The sequence below is a fragment of the Roseburia sp. AF02-12 genome, assembly GCF_003461765.1.
In the GTDB taxonomy this organism is placed as follows: domain Bacteria; phylum Bacillota; class Clostridia; order Lachnospirales; family Lachnospiraceae; genus Roseburia_C; species Roseburia_C amylophila.
This window is the reverse complement of sequence record NZ_QTXS01000002.1, coordinates 438,554-461,671: the sequence shown is the minus strand read 5'-3', so window position 1 is coordinate 461,671 and position 23,118 is coordinate 438,554. Positions and strand designations below refer to the sequence as shown.

17 protein-coding genes are annotated in these 23,118 nt (G+C 42.9%); 1 reads left to right on the top strand and 16 read right to left on the bottom strand.

Going from position 1 to position 23,118, the window contains the following annotated elements:
* The 10 genes from DV740_RS11710 to DV740_RS14685 form a co-directional block, all read right to left on the bottom strand.
* Positions 1-960 carry a carbohydrate kinase family protein gene (locus DV740_RS11710; RefSeq protein WP_118056561.1) on the bottom strand — a complete coding sequence of 320 codons (960 nt, stop codon included), beginning with the start codon at positions 958-960 and terminating at the stop codon, positions 1-3.
* A 29-nt stretch (positions 961-989) separates the two neighbouring features.
* Complete coding sequence (gtfA, locus tag DV740_RS11705; RefSeq protein WP_118056562.1) at positions 990-2,408, bottom strand: sucrose phosphorylase; 1,419 nt, start codon at positions 2,406-2,408, stop codon at positions 990-992.
* The gene (locus tag DV740_RS11700) at positions 2,392-5,526 is read right to left on the bottom strand and encodes a glycoside hydrolase family 2 TIM barrel-domain containing protein (RefSeq protein ID WP_118088151.1); all 3,135 of its coding nucleotides are present in this window, start codon (positions 5,524-5,526) and stop codon (positions 2,392-2,394) included. The genes gtfA and DV740_RS11700 overlap by 17 nt, the downstream gene beginning before the upstream one ends.
* A gap of 12 nt (positions 5,527-5,538) precedes the next feature.
* A complete protein-coding gene (locus DV740_RS11695) occupies positions 5,539-6,354 on the bottom strand; it encodes a carbohydrate ABC transporter permease (protein WP_118088150.1) in 816 nt (271 codons plus the stop codon).
* On the bottom strand, positions 6,351-7,193 hold the full coding sequence (locus DV740_RS11690) for a carbohydrate ABC transporter permease (protein ID WP_118056717.1): 843 nt from the start codon (positions 7,191-7,193) through the stop codon (positions 6,351-6,353). The genes DV740_RS11695 and DV740_RS11690 overlap by 4 nt, the downstream gene beginning before the upstream one ends.
* A 130-nt stretch (positions 7,194-7,323) precedes the next feature.
* The gene (locus tag DV740_RS11685; RefSeq protein ID WP_118088149.1) at positions 7,324-8,640 is read right to left on the bottom strand and encodes an ABC transporter substrate-binding protein; all 1,317 of its coding nucleotides are present in this window, start codon (positions 8,638-8,640) and stop codon (positions 7,324-7,326) included.
* 302 nt (positions 8,641-8,942) lie between these two features.
* Positions 8,943-9,929, bottom strand: a complete 987-nt coding sequence (locus tag DV740_RS11680) for a LacI family DNA-binding transcriptional regulator (RefSeq protein ID WP_118088148.1) — start codon at positions 9,927-9,929, stop codon at positions 8,943-8,945.
* A gap of 70 nt (positions 9,930-9,999) precedes the next feature.
* Positions 10,000-10,260: a sporulation transcriptional regulator SpoIIID gene (spoIIID, locus tag DV740_RS11675; protein ID WP_022242357.1), complete on the bottom strand. Its 261-nt coding sequence runs from the start codon at positions 10,258-10,260 to the stop codon at positions 10,000-10,002.
* Between the two features lie 81 nt (positions 10,261-10,341).
* Complete coding sequence (locus tag DV740_RS11670; protein ID WP_118088147.1) at positions 10,342-12,123, bottom strand: hypothetical protein; 1,782 nt, start codon at positions 12,121-12,123, stop codon at positions 10,342-10,344.
* 120 nt (positions 12,124-12,243) lie between these two features.
* Complete coding sequence (locus DV740_RS14685; RefSeq protein ID WP_147342282.1) at positions 12,244-12,561, bottom strand: hypothetical protein; 318 nt, start codon at positions 12,559-12,561, stop codon at positions 12,244-12,246.
* A gap of 212 nt (positions 12,562-12,773) precedes the next feature.
* Here DV740_RS14685 and DV740_RS11665 point away from each other — a divergent pair, with 212 nt between their 5' ends.
* Positions 12,774-13,541, top strand: coding sequence for a MerR family transcriptional regulator (locus DV740_RS11665; RefSeq protein WP_118088146.1), 768 nt, complete (start codon positions 12,774-12,776; stop codon positions 13,539-13,541).
* Here the strand turns inward: DV740_RS11665 and DV740_RS11660 are convergent.
* From DV740_RS11660 to DV740_RS11635, 6 genes are all read right to left on the bottom strand, one after another.
* Positions 13,534-14,910 carry an MATE family efflux transporter gene (locus DV740_RS11660; protein WP_242994301.1) on the bottom strand — a complete coding sequence of 459 codons (1,377 nt, stop codon included), beginning with the start codon at positions 14,908-14,910 and terminating at the stop codon, positions 13,534-13,536. The genes DV740_RS11665 and DV740_RS11660 overlap by 8 nt on opposite strands.
* 13 nt (positions 14,911-14,923) lie before the next feature.
* Complete coding sequence (locus DV740_RS11655) at positions 14,924-15,331, bottom strand: hypothetical protein (protein WP_118088145.1); 408 nt, start codon at positions 15,329-15,331, stop codon at positions 14,924-14,926.
* Positions 15,332-15,393: 62 nt separating this feature from the next.
* Entirely contained in the window at positions 15,394-17,799 is a 2,406-nt protein-coding gene (locus tag DV740_RS11650; RefSeq protein ID WP_118088144.1) for an alpha-galactosidase, read from the bottom strand.
* The gene (locus DV740_RS11645; RefSeq protein WP_118088143.1) at positions 17,796-19,178 is read right to left on the bottom strand and encodes a glycoside-pentoside-hexuronide (GPH):cation symporter; all 1,383 of its coding nucleotides are present in this window, start codon (positions 19,176-19,178) and stop codon (positions 17,796-17,798) included. Before DV740_RS11645 ends, DV740_RS11650 begins: the two co-directional genes overlap by 4 nt.
* Complete coding sequence (locus tag DV740_RS11640) at positions 19,175-20,659, bottom strand: DUF6937 domain-containing protein (RefSeq protein ID WP_118088142.1); 1,485 nt, start codon at positions 20,657-20,659, stop codon at positions 19,175-19,177. Before DV740_RS11640 ends, DV740_RS11645 begins: the two co-directional genes overlap by 4 nt.
* A 27-nt stretch (positions 20,660-20,686) precedes the next feature.
* Positions 20,687-23,095, bottom strand: coding sequence for a glycoside hydrolase family 2 protein (locus DV740_RS11635; RefSeq protein WP_118088141.1), 2,409 nt, complete (start codon positions 23,093-23,095; stop codon positions 20,687-20,689).
* Positions 23,096-23,118: the final 23 nt, after the last annotated feature.

Sequence of the window (23,118 nt, the reverse complement as noted above, 5' to 3'; positions counted from 1 at the left end):
TTATTCTTCCATTTCAGCCATGGTTGGATAAGAGGCAATGGCTCCGGCTTTCTGTACACTCTTTGCACAATAGCGGTTGGAAAAATCAAGGTATACTGCCATCTTATCCGAAGTCAGTTCCGGCAAATCTGCTTCCGTCACACCATCTGCATAGAGTTGATACAGGAAGGAGCCGATAAATGCATCCCCAGCTCCGGTGGTATCCACCGCCTTTACTTTCTCTCCCTTGCTTTGTGCCTTTGCTTTCTTCGTATAACACTCTGCTCCATCTGCTCCCCTGGTATAAATAAGGAGACAAACATTTCCTACAAAAAGTTTTTCTTTTGCTGCTTCAATCGAATCCTCTCCAGTCAGGAAATAAAGTTCCTCATCCGAAAGCTTTAATACATGTGCCAATGGGAGGAATTCCAGCACTGCTTTCTTTAAATCTTCCGGATTTTCCCAGAGTGCAAACCTGAGATTCGGGTCAAAGCTTATAATTGCACCAGCCTCTGTTGCGGCTTCAATCGCCTTTTTATGTGCTTCCTTCATTGGAAAATCTCCCAACGAAACGGAGCAGAAATGCAACGCATAAGCATCCTTAAACCAATCCGCTTCTACTTTTTCTTTTGAAAAAAGCATATCGGCTCCCGGCTTCCGGTAAAAAGAAAATTCACGGTTACCATCTTCCTTTAAAGCCACAAAAGCAAGTGAAGTATTTGCCTCTTTTGTACGAAGTACATGACTGGTTCCGATTCCGTTTTCTTCCAATGCTTCTTCAATTTTATCGCCAAAAGGATCATCTCCAAGCTGCGTTATCATCTCAGATTTACCACCAAGTCTGGTAAATGCACCGCACACATTCGCCGGTGCACCACCTACTTTCGGGCAGAATCCCAGGACATCTTTCATAGGTCTGCCGCTTTCCTGCGGAATAAAATCAATCAGTGCTTCTCCGATTGCATACAGTTTTTTCTCCATCTGATCTGCCTTCCTCTTTTCACCATTTTCTAACTATGTTCAATGGTAAATGTTTTCTTCACAAGGTCTGCCTTTAATACTGCATAGTCTGCTCCGCTGCTTCTTCGAATCTCAAGCAGTCCCTCTTCCGGAAGTTCTACTGCAATATCACCTTCCACATCAAATGCCGGATGGCTATTGCGGAATTCCATTAATTCCAAAAGCTTCTTTACCACCGGACGCTCTACCTCTTTTGCAATCTCTTCCTTCAAATAATAGTGGCGGTTAATATTTCTGCCTTCCTTTGTTGCTTCCAAAAGCTCCAGGTCATTGCTGCCTGCCAGCATGCCTACATAGTAGACCTGCGGAATTCCAGGTGCAAAGAACTGGATTGCACGGGCAAGAAGATAAGCATCATCCTGATTTCCAAGTGCAGAATAGTAAGTCGTATTCACCTGATAAATATCAAGGTTATTGTAGGCTGCCGTATTGTAAATTTTCTTGACATTCGCTCCTTCGGAGAACATCATTTCCTTAGTGCGATCAATCTCTTCATCCGGCATCAGATCCTTCACATCCACAATTCCGATTCCATCATGGGTGTCTAACGTGGTAAACTGATGCTTCGGACTCATTTCCAGCCATTTCTTAAGATAAGTTCCCTTTCCAAAGTAAAGGGCGTTCAATACCAGCACCGGAAGTGCAAAATCGTAAATCCAGAAATTCTGATTGGCAATTTTCATCTGAATACTGTAATGCTCATGAATTTCCGGCAGAATTATCACATCATGTTTCTTTACGATTTCTTCAATTCGATGCAGGAGATTCCAGATTTCCGGTTCCACAAAGAAACAGCTTGTATTCGCTTTCTTTACGGCATAAGCAAATGCATCCAGCCGGATAATGGAAGCATTTTTACTGCACATCAGTTCCAGTGTATCTTCTATAAATTTCTGAACAGCTTTAGATTCCACATTTAAATCAATCTGCTCTTCCCCAAAGGTGCACCAGACCTTCTCGCTGCTTCCGTCAGCAAAGTCCGCATCAATATAAGGTGCTCTTGGTTTTCTTTTATAAATCAAATCTACCTGTTCTTCTGTCGGTTCTCCGTTTTCCCAGAAATCCTTGTATCGGATGAAGAAATCCTTATATTCCGATGCATCTTTTTTTTCTAAAAAATCTTTAAAATACGGAGACTGTCTGGAAATGTGGTTGACCATAAAATCAAACATCAGATAATATTCTTCTCCAATTTTGCGTACATCTTCATAGGTTCCAAACTGCTCGTCTACCATGTCATAACGCATCGGTGCAAATCCCCGGTCTGCCGAGGACGGAAAGAACGGAAGAATGTGTACGCCACCTACTGCCTTATGAAAATAAGTTTCTAACATTTCTTTTAATTCAGAAAGATTTTTTCCAAGACTGTCTGCATAAGTGATCAGCATAATTTTATTTGTCAGTTTCAAGTTTCTTCCCTCCTTTTATTGTAAATGTAAATTCATATTTTCCCGGCTGTTCCATCCGGTACTGCGGATGTGGTTTGGAAAGCCAGCTATCATCGCCGCCAACTCCCATCTGATGGAGGGATGGACGGAGAACCGTATATTCACTATCCGGCAGCTCGTAAAGATGTCTGGCATTTTCCAGTTCATGCGGTGTATATGGCAACGCTGAAAAATCCATTTCTTCTGCACTAATCCGAAGTCCATAACCATTCTCATCTTCGATTACTGCTTCTCTGACACCACTACGTCCGCCACTTTCCTGCGGAGCCAGATATTCTGACAGATTTTCCTTTACGGAAAAATGGAATTTTCCAAGTCTGCTGCCCTGACGGCGGTCCCAGTAATTTTCTTCCGGACCGTATCCGTAGTAAGTTACTTTATCATATTGCTCCGGGATTCGAAGCAGCATACCAAATTCCGGCATTTCATGGGTCTTGATTTTCTCATCGGCTTCATATTCCATATGGATGGTGAGTGCTCCGTCTTTTCTGATACCATAAGTCACCCTGCACTCATTTCCCGGGATGTTCTCTCCCGCATCAAAGAGACGGTATACATAAGAAATTTCTGCACCATCCTTTGTTTCTTTCAGCTCTGCCGGCATTGCTTTTGCATACATGCTGGCTGTCTTCCAGCATCCGCAACGCAGCGGCATTCCACTTCCTTTGTCATTGTCTGTCGGTGCCCGCCAGAAATTCGGTCTTGGAACGGATACAATAAATTCTTTCTCTTCTACCTGATAAGAGGTCAGTCCGCCACCTTCTTTTGCAAAAAGCATTTTTATATTCCCTGCTCTCACACCGATGTTCATAAGTCCATTAACCAGTTCAAAATCTTCTGCTTCTCTGATTACTTCTTCCGGAGCTTCCTTTTTTCCTGCATACTGACCAAAGGCAAGCTCATATCCGGCTTTCGCCCATGCAGTATCTTCTTTGGTAAGTAAGGAGGCGGTCACCGTAAATTCTCCGGCTATCTTAAGCCCCTTGGAAAGGCTGCTGATATCTATTGTCTCTTCTTCCTGTGGTGCTGCCTGAAGTTCATAAGCGTTCTCTGCACATACACCGTCTTTTGTTGCAATAACAACTTTTAATATATAGTTTTTTAAAGAAATAAATAAATTTTCGTTTTTTACAATAACCTTTGTTTCCTCCGGCAAAAGCTTTACACTCTGATACTGGAATTTTACTTCCTGCATCTTTGGAGACACCTTACGGTCAGCATAGAGAAGTCCATTTCCACAGAAGGTTCCATCATTCGGACGGTCTCCGAAATCTCCTCCGTAGGCTAAATATTTCTCACCCTTTTTATTGGTAAGATAAAAGCTCTGGTCAATAAAATCCCAGATAAATCCGCCCTGATATCGCGGTTCTTCTTCCGTAAGCCGGATATATTCGTCCATTCCACCGGTGGAATTGCCCATGGAATGCATATATTCGCAACTGATTACCGGTTTTGTCTTTTCACTGACAGAGGCTTCACTCTCTCGTAAATATTTCCGCAGTTTTTCCGCCGGAGCATACATAAAGCTCTTCACATCAGAAGTATCCGGATAAGTATCATCAAAGGTAATACCCTCATAATGCACCAGGCGTTCGGAATCATTTTTCCGGAAGAACTCTGACATTTCATATAAATTACTTCCACCGCAGGACTCATTTCCGCAGGACCAAAGCAGGATACAGGCATGGTTCTTGTCCCGCTGATACATGGAGTTAGCGCGGTCTAAGACGTTTTCTCTCCACTCTGCTTTGCTGCCCGGTATCGTCTCACTCATCGGTGCCTTTCCTACTGTCGCAAGGAAACAATCCGCATGGGACTCAAGGTTCGCCTCGTCTATCACATACAGCCCCAATTCATCGCAAAGTTCATAGTAATAACTCTGATTTGGATAATGTGAAGTCCGCACTGCATTGATATTATTCTGCTTCATGATAAGAAGATCATGAAGAATCTCTTCTTTTGTAATACTTCTTCCATGGTCACAGCTTAATTCATGACGGTTTACACCACGAAATACAATACGTTTTCCATTCAGGCACATGATGCCATTTTCCATAGCAAAATGCCGGAAGCCGATGCGCTGTTTTATTACTTCTATTACGTTATCATCGGAGTCTGTTACTTCTATATATAAGGTATAAAGATTCGGCTCCTCCGCGCTCCAAAGCTTCGGTGCTGTTATTTTTAACTCTGTTCCAGCTTCTGTATAAACTGTCTCTGTCTTTACAACACATTCCTTTTTATCATTGTATAAGGAAATATGCAGCTTGCAGCAGGTATCTGCACCGGCTCCTACCGGCTCTTTCTCCTGCCAGTTTTCCTGTGCCGGCTGGTCTTCCTGTTCCGGTACACCCTTCCACTGCAATTTCAAAACTGCTTCTGTCAGATTATCCTGAAACTGCTGGCTTACCTTCAAATCATAGATATGATGTGCCGGCATACGACGCAGTGCCACATCACGGAAGATTCCAGACATCCGGAAGAAATCCTGACTCTCTAAAATACTTCCGGTGCAGAAGTGAAAGACTTCTGCCGCCAGCTTATTTTCTCCCTCGCATACCAATTCTGTGACATCAAATTCTGCCGGTGTAAAAGAGTCTTCGCTATAGCCTGCAAATCTGCCATTCACCCAGAGTGCCATAGCACTTTCCACACCATCAAACCGGAGAGATAACCGGTCCTTTAACATTTCTCCGGTCACTGTAAAAGAATGCACATACATTGCAACCGGATTATATTTCTTTGGAATCTCTTTGCCACGGACAGCTTCTTTTCCATCCCATGGATACTGGGAATTCACATACTGCAATTTGCCATAACCAAAAAGCTGGATGGAAGAAGGCACCATAATCTCATCCCAGTCTCCGCTGTCATAATCCTTACGATAAAAGCCCTCTATGACTTCCGCTAAGTTATTGGCATATGCAAATTTCCATCTGCCATTGAGGCTGGTGAGAAAACTGCTTTTCCCACCGTCTGCCTCTTTTCCGGTTGCATAATATCCATGGTCTGAATGTGCCGGCATCCGCCGGATTGCAAAACAGTCTGGCTCATAAATTACATTTTCGTTAAATTCCATAGCTCTTCTCCTTTATGATTTTACAGAACCGGTAATTCCTTCTACAAAGTTCTTCTGTAATACGAAGAATATAATCAACATCGGAATTGTAGAAATCGTGACTGCAAGCATCATGCTTCCATAATCAATGGTATATCGTGCGGTCAGTCCAGATACCAGAATCGGCATAGTCTTGGAATTTTCATTCTGTAATACAATCAACGGCCACATATAACTGTTCCATGCATTCATAAAGCTTACGATTGCTGCTGCTGCGTAGGTAGATTTCATAATTGGTAAGAACATTTTAAAGTAAATGCCCCATTCACCTACTCCATCAATCCGGGCTGCTTCAATGATTTCATCTGGAAATGATTTTGCTGCCTGGCGGAACATGAATATCATAAATGCAGTAGAAACGGTCGGTAAAATACATCCAACGGTTGTATTTAAAAGTCCCATCTTTCCAAACATACGGAACAGCGGAATTACAGTTGCAGCAGTCGGTACCATCATGGAAAGTAATAGGATGGACATAATTTTATTTTTGTATTTATCATGAAATTTCTCGAATCCATAACCTGCCAGTGAGCAGACAAATACATTTAAAACCATGGAAACTACTGCGTTCCGGATGGAATTCCACATTGCCTGTGAAAGTACTGTTGTATCCAGAAGAGATTTTAAGTTTTCCATCAGGTAATTGCCTGGAAGAATTTTTCCTGCAATGACATCCACACTTTTATTGGTTCCACTGACAATCATCCAGTACATTGGGAAGATGGAAATGATTGCGACCAGAATCAGGAATACATATTTCCCGAAATATACGAATTTTCTTTTACTCATTTCTCATCACCTACTTTCATCTGAATAAAGGCAAGGATTGCCACCAGGATAAATACTACATAAGAAATTGCGGATGCATATCCGAAGTTTGGATTTCCTGCAAAAGACAAATTGTATATGTAGTGGGATATTGTCATGGACGTATTTGCCGGTCCACCATTGGTAATATTCATAGACTCATCGAAGAGCTGTAAGGTTCCATTGGTTGACATAATTGCTGTCAGTAAAATTGTCGGACGAAGCATCGGGATTGTAATCTTAGTAAACTTCTGGAATGCATTGGCTCCATCTACAACTGCTGCTTCATAAATAGAACTGTCAATATTCTGCAATGCTGCCAGGAAAAATATCATATTATAACCGGTCCATCTCCACAATAATGCCAGTACGATTACAATTCGTGCGGTCCAGGTATTTCCCAGCCAGTTGATTGGAGATGCAATCAGATGCAGATTCGTAAGAATCGTATTGATGAATCCGTCCACAGAGAAAAGGGAACGGAAAATAATGGAATACGATACCAGTGAAGTAGTACATGGTAAGAAAATTGCAAGGCGGAAAAACCATTTTCCTTTTAATCTCTTATCATTCAAAAGTGATGCTAAGAACATTGCCATCACCAGCATGATTGCCACTTCTAAGATCAGATAAATAAAAGTATTGCTTAATGTCATTTTAAAAATTTTATCCTGGAACATTCTTTTATAATTAGAAAATCCGGTAAAAATCATGTTCGTTCCGCTTCCGCGTTTTAAGGATAAAATAAAGGACTGTATCATCGGCACGAAATTGAATATGACAATCATTATCGATGCCGGTATTACGAATGTCCATCCCATAATCTTTCTTTTCTTCGTTTTCACTGTTGTACCTCCAATTCGTATCGACTTTACAGCTTTCCCTTCTTCTTGAAAATTCTGCCTGCACAGCAGCTGCTATGCAGGCAGTTTGTAAAGTGCTAATGCTAATTTATTCGCTCATTGCAAATGATACAGTATCATCTGCTTCTTTTAACGCTTCCTGAATATCCTGTCCCTGCTGAATCTGGGTAAGTGCTGTTCCAAGTGCGGATTTTGCTTCCTCCCAGTACTGGCCTAATGTGATAGCCGGTACTTCAGCACCGTAGTTGGCAAATTTCTCATAAATCTTATCGCCACCGAAGAATTCATTTTCCTGTGAGTATGCATCACTTTCTGCTGCCGGAAGGTAGGTTGCTACTGCACCGGTAGTAGGAAGAATGGTATCATAAAGCTCCGTGCTGCTTGCAAATGTGTTCTTTAAGAAATCGATAGCAAGGTCTTTGTTTGGTGAGTCATTCATAACCATCCATCCTGCACCACCATTGTTACTGTAGTTGGTTGCATTTGGAGCATTGTCCAGTCTTGGCATTGTAGTAACGCCCCAGTCACCGGACTGATCTTCCTGTGCCTGAATGGTACTTGTAATCCAGCATCCATTGATTACGCTTGCTACTGTTCCGTTGTTAACGGTTCCAATATACTGATCCCAGTCATTTACTTCTACTAAAATTCCCTTGTCAACCATGGTCTCATAATCTTCTACAGCTTCTGCAACTACATCATTTCCTGCAAAATTCGGATTGCCGTCTTCATCAAACATGCTGTCGCCTGCACTTCTTAACATTGCAATCAGTAAGTCAGGTCCACCAGCCTGTGCGCTTAATAATGGTTTTCCGGTCTTTGCTAATACATCTTCACCAAGTTCAATGAATTTTGACCATGTAATATCAGTAAAGTCATCGATAGAATAACCAGCTTCACCGATTACATCGGTACGAATAAATAATGCGGTTACACCACTGTCGAATGGTACATTGTAATTCTTTCCATCTACTGTTCCAATTGCTGTTTTATAACTTGCAAATTTGGAGAAATCGATTCCGGAATCAGATAAATCTGCAAATAAGTCCGGATAGTTCTTTACATTATTTAATAAAGCAGTGTCATTCATAAGAATGATGTCTGGCAGTGTATCGGTCTGTCCAGAGGTTGCTGCTGTTGTAAGCTTGGTCTGAATATCCTCCCAGGATGTTTCTACTACATTTACGTTTACATCCGGATGGTCTTTCTGATAAATCTTTTCTGCCTCTTCCATTGCCGGAATATTAAAGGTTGCATCCCAGCACCAAACGGTCAGTTCGTTTGAAGATGCTTCGGTATTTGAAGCGGAATTGTTTCCATTATCAGAGCTGCTGGTGGAACCACATCCAACCATTCCAATTGTCATTGCTGCAGTAAGAATTGCAGCCAAAATCTTTTTCTTCATTTGTCTTCCTCCTGTCATTGTAAAAAGTATCTCTTCCCCGTTCCTTATATTTTCTTATCGTGAACGCGTTTCACTTGATTACATTTCTAATATAATATCGCTTTCGCAAAATGTCAAGCGGTTAACATACAAAATGTTAGATTTTCACAAGATAACGTCCTGTTTTTTGTTCATAATGTACTAATATCAACCGATTTATTCGTTTTTATCACAAAAAATAGTTCCTAATTCATGTCAACCGAGGAACACGAATCAGGAACTATCATTTATTCTTTTATTTACTTATTATTTCTGTCAATCTATTACTTTTCTTTTGTTGTACCGCGCTTCATCAGGCTGACCGGAAGTACCACCTTTGCCGGCATTACGCCGCCACCGCGTTTTTTTAAGATAGCATCCACTGCTAACTGTGCCATTTCCTTAATCGGCTGCCGAATGGTTGTCAGCATCGGATTTACCAATGTTGCAATATTGACATCATCAAAACCTACAATCTGCACATCCTCCGGAACCCGCTTTCCAAGAGCACTGCATGCCTGAATGGACTGGGCTGCAATAACATCACTGCTGGCAAAAATCCCATCCATTTCCGGATATTTCTGCAGTGTCTGCTTGATATTTTCCAGATATTCCATCACACTGTAGGATGCCTCGCTTGTCTCTATTTCATGATGCTGGATTCCATATTTCTCACAGACTTCCCGAAAACCTACACAACGTCTGTCTGCCGGCATCACCTGACGCTCTACTCCACTGAAATGTACAATTTCTTTACATCCGCATTTAGCAAGATGTTCTGTGGCAAGCACTCCGCCCATATAGTTGTCACACTGAATATTGCAGTCCCCCAATGCATCATCACACTCTATGGTAACAATTGGGATATTCAGGTTCAGGAATTCATTGGCACTTACCGTTCCACTGCACAATATAATTCCCGCCACCTGATTACTCTTAAACATCTCTACATATTTCCATTCGTTGCTGCGCTCCTCCTTGGAATTGCAGACAATCATTTTATAATTCTCTGCTGCCGCCGCTGATTCAATATTGCTTAAAAGCTTTGCAAAATACGGATGAACGATATGCGGTACGATTACGCCAATCGTGCTGGTATGCTGTTTTGAAAGAGAACGGGCTACCTCATTGGGCTGATAGCCTATCTCCTTCATGACATCATATACCTTCTGCCTGGTCTTCTCACTGATATATCCACGGTTATTAATTACTCTCGAAACAGTCGTAACAGTTACTCCTGCCCGTTCTGCCACATCCTTTAATGTACTCAAAATTGTCCCCCTTCTCCTTGGTTGTTACTATAACGATAGCACTTTTATATCATTATGTCAACATGACATATCAACCTGTCACATGTTGATGAAGATATTTTTCTCTCGTTGCCAGTCCCCCACGGATATGACGCTCCGACTTATTGACATCCAGCACTTTCCTTGCTTCCCGCGCCAGGGTCGGATTCACCTGGGATAAACGTTCTGTTACGTCCTTATGTACTGTGCTCTTGCTGATTCCAAACTGCTTTGCGGTCTGACGCACTGTCGCATTGTTATCTATAATGTATTTGGCTATTTCTACGGCTCTTTCTTCTATATAGCTTTTCAAAGAAAATCCCCTGCAATACTTGTTTTTACATTGTATGCAGAGGATTTGCTTTTATGTATGGCTTTTTATCTCATCTATATTCTATTTTAAATAACCCTTTTTCCCTGTGAATACTACTGCCGCTCCGCATAATACCAAAAGTACAAGCAGATATCCAACCGGTGATTCATCGCCCGTTTTCAATGCTTTTGTTTTCTGTGCTGCGGTCTGCTCCGTATTTGAAGTGCTATTTCCACTTGTTGTATCGGCTTTCTTCGCAACGGTAAATTCGGCGGTTGCTTTCTTTTCTTCCCCACTGATAGAAGACACAATCGCAACCGTATGCTTTCCGGTAGCAAGGCTTTCTAAGTATTCTGCAGTAAAGGTGACAATGGTAGAGCCTTCTGTTACCGTATAGTTTTTCGCATCTACTACGGTGCCATCCACTTCTACACGAAGGAAGCTGCTGATACCGGCGTCACTGCGGAAACGAAGCGTTGCACCACTTTCCTTTGTCCATTCTCCACCGGCACCTTCAATAATGACCGGTGTTGCCGGTTTATAATCCGGGTTCTTCTCATTACAGCCTTCCCGTCTGCAGGCTTCTGCATTGTTGCTAAAGTCATGTCCTAATGGTTTTCCGCTGGTAAATGTCTCTGTTCCCTTTGCCCCACACAGCTTGCAGGATTTGTAGTAAACTGCCGGTGCCGTACAGGTTGCTGCTGTTTTCAGATAGGAATCTGACACTGTTTCCACCCATTCACCATGCTTGCATGTAATTGTAAATTCTTTTGTTGCTTTCGTATCTGTTCCAACCGTAACCTGTGCCTTATAACTGCCCGGTAACTTTGGTGCACCTCCAACGGCTTCTGCTCCACTGTTGTCACTGTTGGTCTTTGTGTCTGTTCCACTCAGATAATATACGATTTCCGGAACCGGAAGATTAAGTCTCTTCCAGTCTTCGGATGTTGTTATATTGGCAACTTTTGCTGTTCCATCATAGTCTGCATTCTCAGCTGATAAGGATAACCATAAAGATGCATCTTTCTCATTGCAGTCTTCCAGGCCACTGCAGGCTGCAAGAATACGGCTTCCATCTTTGCCTTCATCCACTGCATAACTCCATGTGTGACTGTGCTTCCACATACCAATCAGGAGTGTTTTGGCAAATCCTCGCTCTCTATAGTCCTCATTGTTATTAACTGCAATACAATTTGTCCATGTCTTCGGTGTATCTGTCAATTCCGAAATATCTGCCATCATAGCTGTAGAACTTTTCATTGACATGGCATCTCCAACTGTAATGCATGCATCACTTTTTCCATATCCTTCTGATACAGAAATGGCACCCCAGCCGAGTCCATCTGCAGTTGCATAAAGAGAACCGTTTGGACTATTCTCAATGCTTACACTTCCATGTCCAAAAATTGCAAAACTACCATAAGTTTCAGAGTCTCTTTTTATGCTGACCAGTTCATTACTTCCAACCAATGTAATATGAATATGGTCTACATTACTGTATATATTATTATAATAAGATTTCATTTTTAAATTTGAAAATGTTACCTTAGAAAAACTGTCAAGTGGGGGGGTATTAAATTCTCCCAGCTCAATAATATCTGATGTAGGTTCTGCGTTTTCATCCATTGCAATCATAATGTCATCCGTCAAAATGGTAAGCGAATTTCTATTTCCAGATCCATATTTTACATAGGTATAATCGACTCCTTCTACAAGCGTCCCCGAATCCCTTGACAACGTAAATGGTCCTGCCTGAACCGAATTTGTAGCTGCCTTTGTCTCAACTGTCATCCCCTGCATAAGACCTGCCATCATCATCAACGCAAGTAACAAGGAAAATAAACTTTTCTTCTTTTGTTTCATGTACATCTTTCCTTTCTTAAATTACTGTTTTTCTTTCTTTTTTCACTTTTCACACTTTCAATGCTGTGTTACAATTACATTGTTATTTTACACCGTACATTGATGTACGATGCAATTATTTTACAAATTTTGCCGATATTTGAGAAAAGAAATATGATATGGAAATTTTTGAAGAGTGAAAGAGTGTTGCTTTGTCTTAAAATACCACTGTTCTAAAATACATGTTTTGCTTGTTTGTAAGCTGTCTTTCCGTTGCTTTGACCGGCTGCCCGGTTGTCCGTCTGCTACAGATACTTTCACAAACCCGTAAGGAGGTCTAGGCATTCTGGCAAATAAGTTTATGATTCCGGCAACCGGCGCAAATTCATATCCATATTCAACTGCGCCTTGCAGGCACATCCCTGTGCCTGCATTGCCGGTTGCATAACAGAATGCCAAGACCTCCTAACAGGCTTGTTTATGTATCTGTATGCAGGCGGACAACCGGCGCAGACTGTCAAACATTAGAAAGACTGGCTTTCATAGAGAAAAGCAAAACATATATTTTAGAACTACGGTGTTTTGAAGTGATGCAGCCGACTTTATTTCTTCAAAAATTTCTAAATCCATTCTTTTCACAATCACCGAATAAATAAAAAGGGGGAAACATTTTGAAAGAACTGTTTTCAATTGGAGATGCCGCAGACTTTGTGGGCATCACAAGAAGAATTATTTTAAATTATGAAGCTCATGGACTGGTTTTTCCGGATGTAAAAGAAGACCCATCCGGCAATCGTTACTATACCATTGATACACTGACGAAGATTCGAACCATCCGCTCGCTGCAGAATCTTGGCCTGTCACTGGATGAAATCCATGGCTACTTCGACAACTCCAACGACCTTTTATCCATGGTTCGAAGGCTGGAGGCTTTACGGGATGAATTAAATGCCAATATCAAAGCCTTATACGAAAGAATCAATCAGGGATTTGAAGCAATGGAAATCATTACAATTCCACCACAGACGGTGTACTGCCGCAAAACGGAAAGTGACAGCATCGCAGAAAAGACGAATTTGTTAAGAGAGGTTGCCTTGGAAGCACTGCAGAACTATGGTCCGGCACATACTGGGCAGATTTATTTTACAGAAGCTCCCATTACGGATGCAAAGGATATGTCCTTTTTTGCTGTTGTCCCGGCAGGAAGCAAGGGTGAGCACATCTTAAATCTCCCTGCCCAGAAAGCAGTCTGCCTCTATCATCATGGAGCGTATGAAGAATTGCCATCGGTTCATGATACCCTGCTTTCCTATGCCAGAGAGCAAAAGCTTACACCGGTTGGCATCTTCCGCCACTGCTATTTAGAGGGACCGCCACAGCATAAAGACAAAAGTAAATTTATTACCCAGGTACTGCTTCCGCTAGCATGTTCTAAATGACATGTATCCGGCTCCACCTGCCGCTTAGATACCGGACGCTGAATGCGATAGCACGAAGCGTCCAATCGGCAAACATGCCAATCCACACCGCCATTGGTCCGAAACCACAGCTGCGGATCAGATATACACACAGTGCCACACGGCAGAACCACATGGTAAGGCTGGATAAAATCATGGAGAATTTCACATCTCCGGCGGCACGCATGCCATAAGCCGGGATAAATGCCAGCACCCATACAATCGGTTTTACAATCGTAATTGCTATTATCATTTCCATGCAGAGGGAGGCACTTTCTGCTTCCATTCCAGCTAAAAATGTAACCGGCTTTGTCAATAAAAATACCACTGCACAGGAAATCAGAATAACAATTTCTGCATAGCCACAGAGTTTCACCATATAATAACGCGCCTCTTCCACTTTTCCGGCTCCAATACATTGTCCTACTACTGTCATCAGGCCGATTCCGATTCCAATGGCTCCGATTCCATTTAAATTTTCCAGAATAATGGTCATTGCCTGCGCGGCAATGGCTGCCGTTCCAAGGGTTGATACGCTGGACTGGATTGCCAGCTTTCCGAACTGGAACATTCCGTTTTCAATTCCGGATGGAATTCCGATAGAAAGAATTTTTCCAATCAATGGGAAATTGGGACGGATCTTAAGATAATGATTTACCACAATCACCTGATCCGGTTTCCGCAGATTCCAGAAAATGACTACTGCACAAAAGATTCTGGAAAATAATGTAGAAAGGGCTGCTCCTTCCACGCCCATTTTTAATCCAAAGATAAGCACTGCATTTCCGGCAATGTTGAGTCCATTGGAAAGGACAGAAATCATCATTGGAAAACGACTGTTTCCTGCTGCCCGGTAAAAAGCTCCACCGGCATCAAAAAGTGCAATAAACGGAAAGGAAATGGCTGTCAGCAGGAAGTAAATCATGGAATTATCCATAACAGCCTCTTCTACCTGGCCAAAAATCAGATGCAGCAGTGGTCCACGAAATATAATACAAAATATAGACAATACCGTAGAAATCGTCAGTACGCTTAAAGTTACCTGTCTTGCAGCCTCATTGCTGGACTCCCTGTCTCCCCTTCCAAGATACTGGGAACAGATAATTGCTGCTCCTGCTCCTAATGCCGTAAATACCTGTATGACCAGTACATTGATGGAATCCACCAGTGATACCGCAGAGATTGCCGCACTTCCCACATTGCTTACCATCATGGTATCCGCCATTCCCATAAAGGAATTCAAAAGCTGCTCTACCATAATCGGCAGAAGCAGCGTAATAAGTTGCTTATTGGAAAACATCATATGTTCCCGGTCTAATTTTGTTGCATCATATAATCTTATCTTTTGCATTCTATTTCACTTCTTACTCTTTTACTACCGGTGTAAAATCCTCTGTATCACCGCAGAAGAAGCCTCCTGCACCGGCGATGATTTTCTGCATGATTTTTTGCATAAATGCATAGTTTTCTGTGTCAATTGTGACAGCAAAAAGAGCATGAATGTCATGCTCTTTTAAATAAGCATTGGCATATTCATCCTTTAAATTGACTGCAATCTCCTCGATATCCATGGAATGATGCTCCGGAACCTCCACCTCTAATACTCCCGCCTCTTTCCAGATTTCTGTTTCGATGCCATCCATTCCCTCTAATGCAGCTTCAATCTCTGCTACTGTGATGGAATTTGGATTCATATAAAGCCACTCTTTGGTAACGGTGGCTGTGCCTGCTTTCTTTTCTCTTATTTTCCTTAACTTTGATTTATTCTTCATATCCGCTCCTGTTTGTGTTTATGGATATGTTCATCTTAGCACAAACATGGACTTCTGTCTCCCTACTTTTTTACTTCTCCATCCATAAAATATAAACGGGATGCAAAATCCGGGTAGTGCCTTACCTTATCATTGTATCCGGTTCCGCCAAATGCCGGACTGACATGAACGCCGCCATACATTAAGGTATCTCCATATGCATGGAAGTCTTCCGTCTCGCCATCCATTTTTACCAATTTCGAAAGCACCTGATGGGTCAGGGAATCCTGTCTGATATGAACCGGCGAAACCGTATTTACCAGGTCTCCGAATTCTTTGATATTATATTTTAATTTCCGGTTGTAGAAATGGTAACGGACATCCGGCAGCAATCCCTTCGGATAATAAGTCTGCTGCTGCGTATTTGGTACCACTAATTTCTGCATCAGCATACCCACTGCCTTCGTGCCATCTTCCGATACGCAGGTCCACTCCATCTGGTTACCGGCTTCGTCCGCTAAAACACTGCCACCCATTCCACTCTGTGCTCCGTCGTAAAAGCTTCTGCCCCGGTAAAAAGTTCCCTGCTGCAATACCTTCCGCCATTTCTTATATAATGCAATCTGCTCCTTCATGGCTTCCTTTTCTTCTTTTTTCATATCGCAGAGGTTGCATTCATAGCCGAAGCTTCCAAAGCATGCCACCTGAAATCTTGTCTCTAATGGCGTATTCCGCAGCGTCTGGTGATTCGGGCAGGCAGACACATGGGCACTGACTGCTGACAGCGGATAACCGTAACTATAATTTTCTTCTATCTCCGCCCGGCACAATGCATCCGTATCATCACTGCCCCAGATCTGTGGAAAATAGCATAAGATTCCAAGGTCAAAACGGTTGCCGCCTGCCGCACAGCCTTCAAATAAAATCTCCGGAAACCGTTCCGTCAGTTCCCTCATACACCGGTATAATCCTAACACATAACGGTGTGCCACTTCTCCCTGCCGTTCCGGTGGAAGTGCTGTGGAATAATAATCACTGAAGGTCCGGTTCATGTCCCATTTCACATAGGAAATGTCCGCTGAAGAAAAGACTTTGCTCATGCTCTCAATAATATAATCCTGTACTTCTCTTCTTCCCAAATCTAAAATCCGCTGGTTTCTTCCTTCCGAATGAGGCTGTCCCGGAATCTCAATCGTCCAGTCCGGATGAGCCACATAAAGTTTGCTTTTCACATTGACCATTTCCGGCTCCACCCAGATTCCAAACTGCAGTCCCAGTCCATGAATCTTATCAGATAAGCCCTTAAGACCGCCCGGCAGCTTCTTCGTATTTGCTTCCCAGTCTCCTAAGGAACTGCTGTCATCCATCCGCTCGCCAAACCAGCCGTCATCCATTACAAATAATTCTATGCCAACTTCTTTTGCTTCCTTTGCCAGCTTCAGTAACTTCTTCTCACTGATGTCAAAATAGGAAGCCTCCCAACTGTTAAGCAGTATCGGCCGCTCCTTCTTCTGCCAGGTTCCACGGATAATATGCTCCCGGATAAAATGATGCAGCCTCTGGCTCATCTGGTTAAATCCGTTTTCTGCATATGCCATCACTGCCTCCGGTGCCTGAAAGCTTTCTTCCGGCACCACTTCATAGGAAAATGCCTGTGGATTGATTCCTGTCACCAGACGCATTTTGCCAAAGCTGTTTACTTCTGTTGCTTCATAGTGATTACCGGAATAGATAAGGTGAAAACCAAAGCATTCCCCGGCATCCTCTGTAGTCTTCGGCCGGCTTAGCATCACAAAGGAATTGGCCCGGCTGGAGGTGGTTCCGGTATAGGAAGCATTTACTAATTTTCCTGCTATTACCGGCATATCACTCCGCTTCATTTCTCTTGCCCAGGCTCCATGAAATGTAGTAAATTCATAATCATGCCCATCAAAGTCAAGCTGCAGGCTCATCAGCCGTTTCAACTGCACAGCTTTCTTTCCGTTATTATAGAATTTCGCACTGCGGCTGATGATGTCACAGGATGGATAGACATAATAATACAATTCCAGTGCCAGCTCATTTCCTTCGTCCGCAAGCCGGATACAAAGCTGCTCCACTTCCTCTTCGCTGCCATAGGAACCCGGCAGTTCCGCAAAGGCTTCCTTACCTTTGGTTATCTCTGCTTCCCTGTATACAAAATCTATCGTATTGCTTCCATTGGCATTCACCACTTCCACAAAAGGCTCTCTTATATCTCCTTTTCCATAGGAGGACATTTCAAGGCGCATATCCTCTAAGGAATATGCTTTCTGCTCTTCGTTATACAGATTCACATTACCCGGTGCAAAGACATGCTTTTCCACCAGCGGCTGCATATCTGCTTCGTCCTCGATATGAAGCTTTCTGCCATAATAAAGATGTTCCAGTTGTCCGGTAGGAAGTACCCGGAAGCAATAGGTGGTATGGTCGGTATCCAGAATAAAATAATCCTTTTCCTTACGAATCATCGATAATTTTCCTTTCCTTTAATCTGCTCTGTGATTTCCTGCACTTTTTCTTCTGTCAGGATAAATTTCTTACGGAATACCAGTACTGCAATCAGTAAGCCGATAATCGGAATTCCTGCCATCGTCATGCGGAGTCCTAAAAGGGAGCTGCCGGACGCAGCAGCTGCGGCTGCTGTTTCTGCAGTATCATTACTTAAGTGGCAGAGATTTAAGCAGATGGAAGCTGCCAGTGCAGCTACTCCGGATGCCAGTTTTACCACAAAGGTCTGCATGGAAAAGATAACGCTCTCATCTCTCCGGTTATTTTTCAGTTCGCCATAGTCCACGGTATTTGCAAGAAATACGGTGGTAAGTACCGTCAGCATTCCAAAGGCTGTAAAGATAAAGAATGCCGGAACAAATAATAACAATAAGTTTGACATATTTGTCAGTGTCAGTATAAATAATACACCATAGCCTGCGATTGCCATAACAAAGCTTACATAAAATACCTTTAGGGCACTTAAAAATTTACGCAGCAGCGGAAAGAAAATCATCATGGAAAGTATCTGGATTCCACCGCCAAAGGTATTGAATAAGGTATAGCTGTTATACCACGCATCTCCGCCAAAATCATATTTGAAGAAATAAATCAAAAGATTCGAAGTAATATAAAGAGAGCAGTTAATCAGCACAATGGTAACCACAACGGTCATTGCCTGGTCATTCTGTAACAGTGCCTTAAACATCTGTCCTACCGATGGAGAGTCCACATTTACGGTGGATTTTTCTTTGATGCTCATACAGGTAATAGTGATAAAAATCACAAATAACACTGCAATGATTAATGCAAACCATTTGAAACCGGCACGTTCATTGCCCTGCCCTAATAAAACCACACATTTTACCGTGATAATAGTAATCAGTGCAGAGCCCACGCCTGCACAGGATCGGGCAAGGGTAGAAAGTCCCTCTCTTTCTTTGCCGCCTTCGGTAAATGCCGGAATCATGGACCAGAATGGAATATCCATCATGGTATAAGTAACGCCCCACAGCACATAGGTTACTGCTGCATAGGCAACCAGTCCACCGCCATCTAATGCAGGTGGTGCCGCAAACATCAGATATAAAATTACTGCATTGGTTATGGTTCCAATCAGAAGCCACGGACGGAACTTACCCCAGCGGGTTCTCGTCTTGGCTACGATAATTCCCATAACCGGGTCATTGAATGCGTCAAATACTCTTGCTGCCATCAGGATAATTCCCATTGCAATGGCACTGACACCCAAAATATCCTGATAGTAATATAAAATGTAACTTGCAGAAAGCATGTATACCATGTCTTTGCCAACTGCACCAAGGCCATATGCCACTTTTTCTTTTGTTGTTAATCTCATTGTCCTTCTCCTCCTTTTCGTAAGCCCATTGCCAGTTCCACTACCCTGTATGCGCCATCGTAAATCCCCTGTTTCTTATTTTCCATAATTGCTTCACACATATCGGTAAGCAGATGGTCTGAGCTTTGGAATAATTCCAGCATCTGCAAGGTATGTGGAATATCACGGCATTCCAGGGTACCGTCCCCAATCTCTGCGGAATGGATGGCACCCCACTGTTCATGTCCACCCACTCTTTTGATAAAGAGCTTCGGCACCGGATAAAATGCCAGCTCGCTAGGCTTTGTCACCAGTATATCGCAGCTTCGCATCAAAAGATTCGTGCAGTACACTGCTTCGAAAATATTCTTATGGTAGAAGCCATGGACTCCGATTACTTCCCCATCCAGTGCAGCTTCGGCAAACTGCTTTGTATTCTCCCAGTCATCAAAATGCTCCGTTGCTGCATTTTTTAGTTCCGGAATTTCCTGTAATAATTCTTCCCAGACATTCCGGTAATCTCCCACATTGACATAAAGTGCTGCCCTGCCTTCCCGGATTGCCGGCAGCAGATATCTGATAATAGCCGCAAAAATTTCTCTCTGGGCTCCGGCTCCGCCGATGGTTAATAAGAAACGCATCGGTTTCTTCTCCTGCTTTCTTTTAATTCTAGCTTCGCAGTCTGCTTCAATATTGCTTACCAGCTCATGGTCAATATAATGTCCCGTGTATATAAGATCTTTTTCCGGCATAGGATTTAAGACATCTTTTCCCTGCATGCCATTTAAAATCCGATAGCCCTGATACGCATAATGAGTCTGAACTGTATGAAGGCTTCCTTCGGATAAATGCAATGCCATCGGCCAGTTATCCGGAATCGCATTGACTACATATTTCATGCCGGCATGTATAGCTGCCTGTGCCGGCCACACATGGGTTGCTACCACCGGAATTTCCTTTGGTACATTCCGGTAAACCGGAGCCATAAGCTCTGCATTTTTCTGGTCGGAGGCATTATAGGAAAGCTTCCGGAACCCTTCATAATTCATTGGCTCCCATACCAGTTTATTAAAAAGCTTACTCTTTCCGGAAAGTCTTGAGCCCAGAGAATACAAATCATTCTGTGCGCCGATTACTTTGGTGCAGGTCGTCTGCTTATAGGAATTCAAGTCCATCCAGTATGGGATATAACCCATGGATTTTGCTGCTGATGCGATTGCCATGGAAATACGGTAATGTCCAAAACCCATACGGATATTTCCTACGATAATGCCTTTTTCTTTGTCAAATTCCAGTTTTGAAGCCTCTTTCTGCTCTGGCAGCAGCACATCCACAACACCAAGTGCATCACCGATATGTGCATTTTCTTTTAACACTACCGGATAATCCACCTTACTATCATCCCCAAATTTCTTTTGAAATTTCTTCTTACTCTTTACCGCTTTCCGGTACACCTTCTGCGGCATTTTGTTTCCGAAGATTTCCCTTGATTTCTCCTTCATAGATACCCTCCTTATCGTTATACTCCCTTATTCTATTTCAAATGTAATTTCTCTGGTTCCTGCCTGGCGGTTGCTTATCATAAGTTTTCCGCTTCCGGTCTTTCCTATGGTCTTTACATAAGTGCCACCCATACCGCCCTGCAGGCTGATGATGTCCGGTCCGATGAGTTCTATTGTTCCCTCACATTTTAGCTGCACCGGCTCCTGAAAATATGGTAACAGATTTCCATTTTCATCCACTGCCTGTATTCTTACTGCAGCCACATCATAGGTATGTGTTTCTCTTAATTTCCGGCTGCTTGCGGTAACCTGAATATTCACCTCATGTACCGGTTCTCTTACTAAAGTTTTGACCACCTTACCATCCTTTATGGCTTCTAACTTATATACCATAGATTGTCCGCCCCAGTCCCCGACATACCTGTTATAAAGTGCAACCGCATCCTCCATCTTCATATGATAAAAAAGCATCAGCTTTGCTGCCAGATAATATGCTCTTTTCGGCAGATGGTTCATGCCATATCGTGCTGCCGGATTCAAAACCTCTTTTACCATTGCCGCCTGTTTCGGTGCGAAATTCTCTCCCTCTTCGATGGCATTTCCAATGTAATCATCAATTGGAACCGGACCATGTTTCAGATTCTTATATGGAGAATCCGTTTTCTTATATTCCTTGATAAACCGGTCATTTTTGTACATTTTAACACTGTCTGCATTGGTAAAAATATAAGTCTGCCCCCGGTTGCAGGCTGGATGCTCTCCAATATCCATCGTTGAACTTAAGGCTAATACCGGTCTTTCTTCCTGCTGGCAGGCATACACATCTGCCGCCATTTTCGGATTACGGAACATGTCTAAGACTCCGTGATAGCAGATTCTGTCTCCACTGCCGAAATCTTTATGTGTATTATAATCTGCCATACACCATCCGAAGCTTCCGGCAATGTCCTCTTCTCCTGCTACTGCATCCAGTACACTGGCGTGGCGGAGTGCATGCCACATACGATGTTCTTCCCAGTCGAAGGATTTGGTGGAATACATATGTCCGTTATATTCTGTGATAAGATACGGTTTTTCTATATCGGATGTCACATCCTTCTTATGCTCACAGCCTTTGTTCAGACCATTGTGTACAAAATCATTATAGGTATATACATCCTCCAAAAGACTGCTCTTTTTATGCGCCCGCACACCACCGGTCTGCCTGGTATCATCCAGCTTGTGTGCCATTGCATTGGTGCGGCGGTAAAATTCATCATCATCCTGTGATTCATTAATCCTCACACCCCAGAGAATAACGGATGGATGGTTGCGGTACTGCATCACCATGTCTTTTACATTTTCCACCGCCTGTGCTTTCCATGCTTCATCACCGATATGCTGCCAGCCCGGAATCTCGGTAAATACCATAAGCCCCAGCTCATCGCACCGGTTTATAAATTCCTGGGACTGCGGATAATGGGAGGTCCGCACTGCATTCAGCCCTAACTCTTTCTTTAATACTTCCGCATCCATCCTCTGTATGGAAGCCGGCATGGCATAACCCACATAAGGATAGCTCTGGTGACGGTTCAAACCCCGGATTCTAAACTTCTGTCCATTTAAGTAAAAGCCATCTTTTTGGAATACTGCCTGACGAAAGCCCACCGTTGTTACAACCTCATCGATTATATTATTTCCGGTTACAAGCTGGGTCTTTACTTCATATAACGCCGGATTCTCTACCTCCCATAGGGATACGATTCCTGCCGGAAATGCAAGTTTTTTCTTTCCCTCCTGCGTAGGAATTTCAGAAAAAGTTTTCTCTCCAACCAGACGGTATTCCTCTTCACCTTTTTTCCGAATGTTCTGCCGTAACAACAGGTTTTCTTCGTTTCCTGCCAGCGTGATTTCCGATAACAGTGTTCCCTTCTTCGTTTCCAGCTCCACCTGTGGTTTTAAAAATACATCTGCAAGATAGCTTTCCTCATTTATCTCAAGGTACACATCCCGGTAAATTCCACCGTAAGTCATATAATCAATGACAAATCCAAAGGGCGGAACATTCAGATTCTCATTGCTGTCCACCCGCACCGCAATGATATTATCTTCCCCATAGTGAAGCTGTGCTGAAATATCAATGGTAAATGCCGTATATCCGCAGTGGTGTGTGCCTGCTTTCTTTCCATTTACATAGACTTCACTGTCATGGGCAACTCCCTCAAAGGTCAGCCGTACCACTTTTCCTTCCCACTCTTTCTTCGCCAAAAGGTGTCTGCGGTAGCCGCTTACCATCTGATACGCATGCTCATCAAAATAGTGAAAGGGCAGTTCCTTTACCGTATGGGGAATCCGTACGCTCTGCATTGCTGCTTCGTCATATTCTGCATTGCCCTGTGTTGCTTCCCATTTCTCACTGAAATACCAGTCATTGTCCAAATAGTATTTTTCTCTCATACCTTTTCCTCGCTCTTTCTACT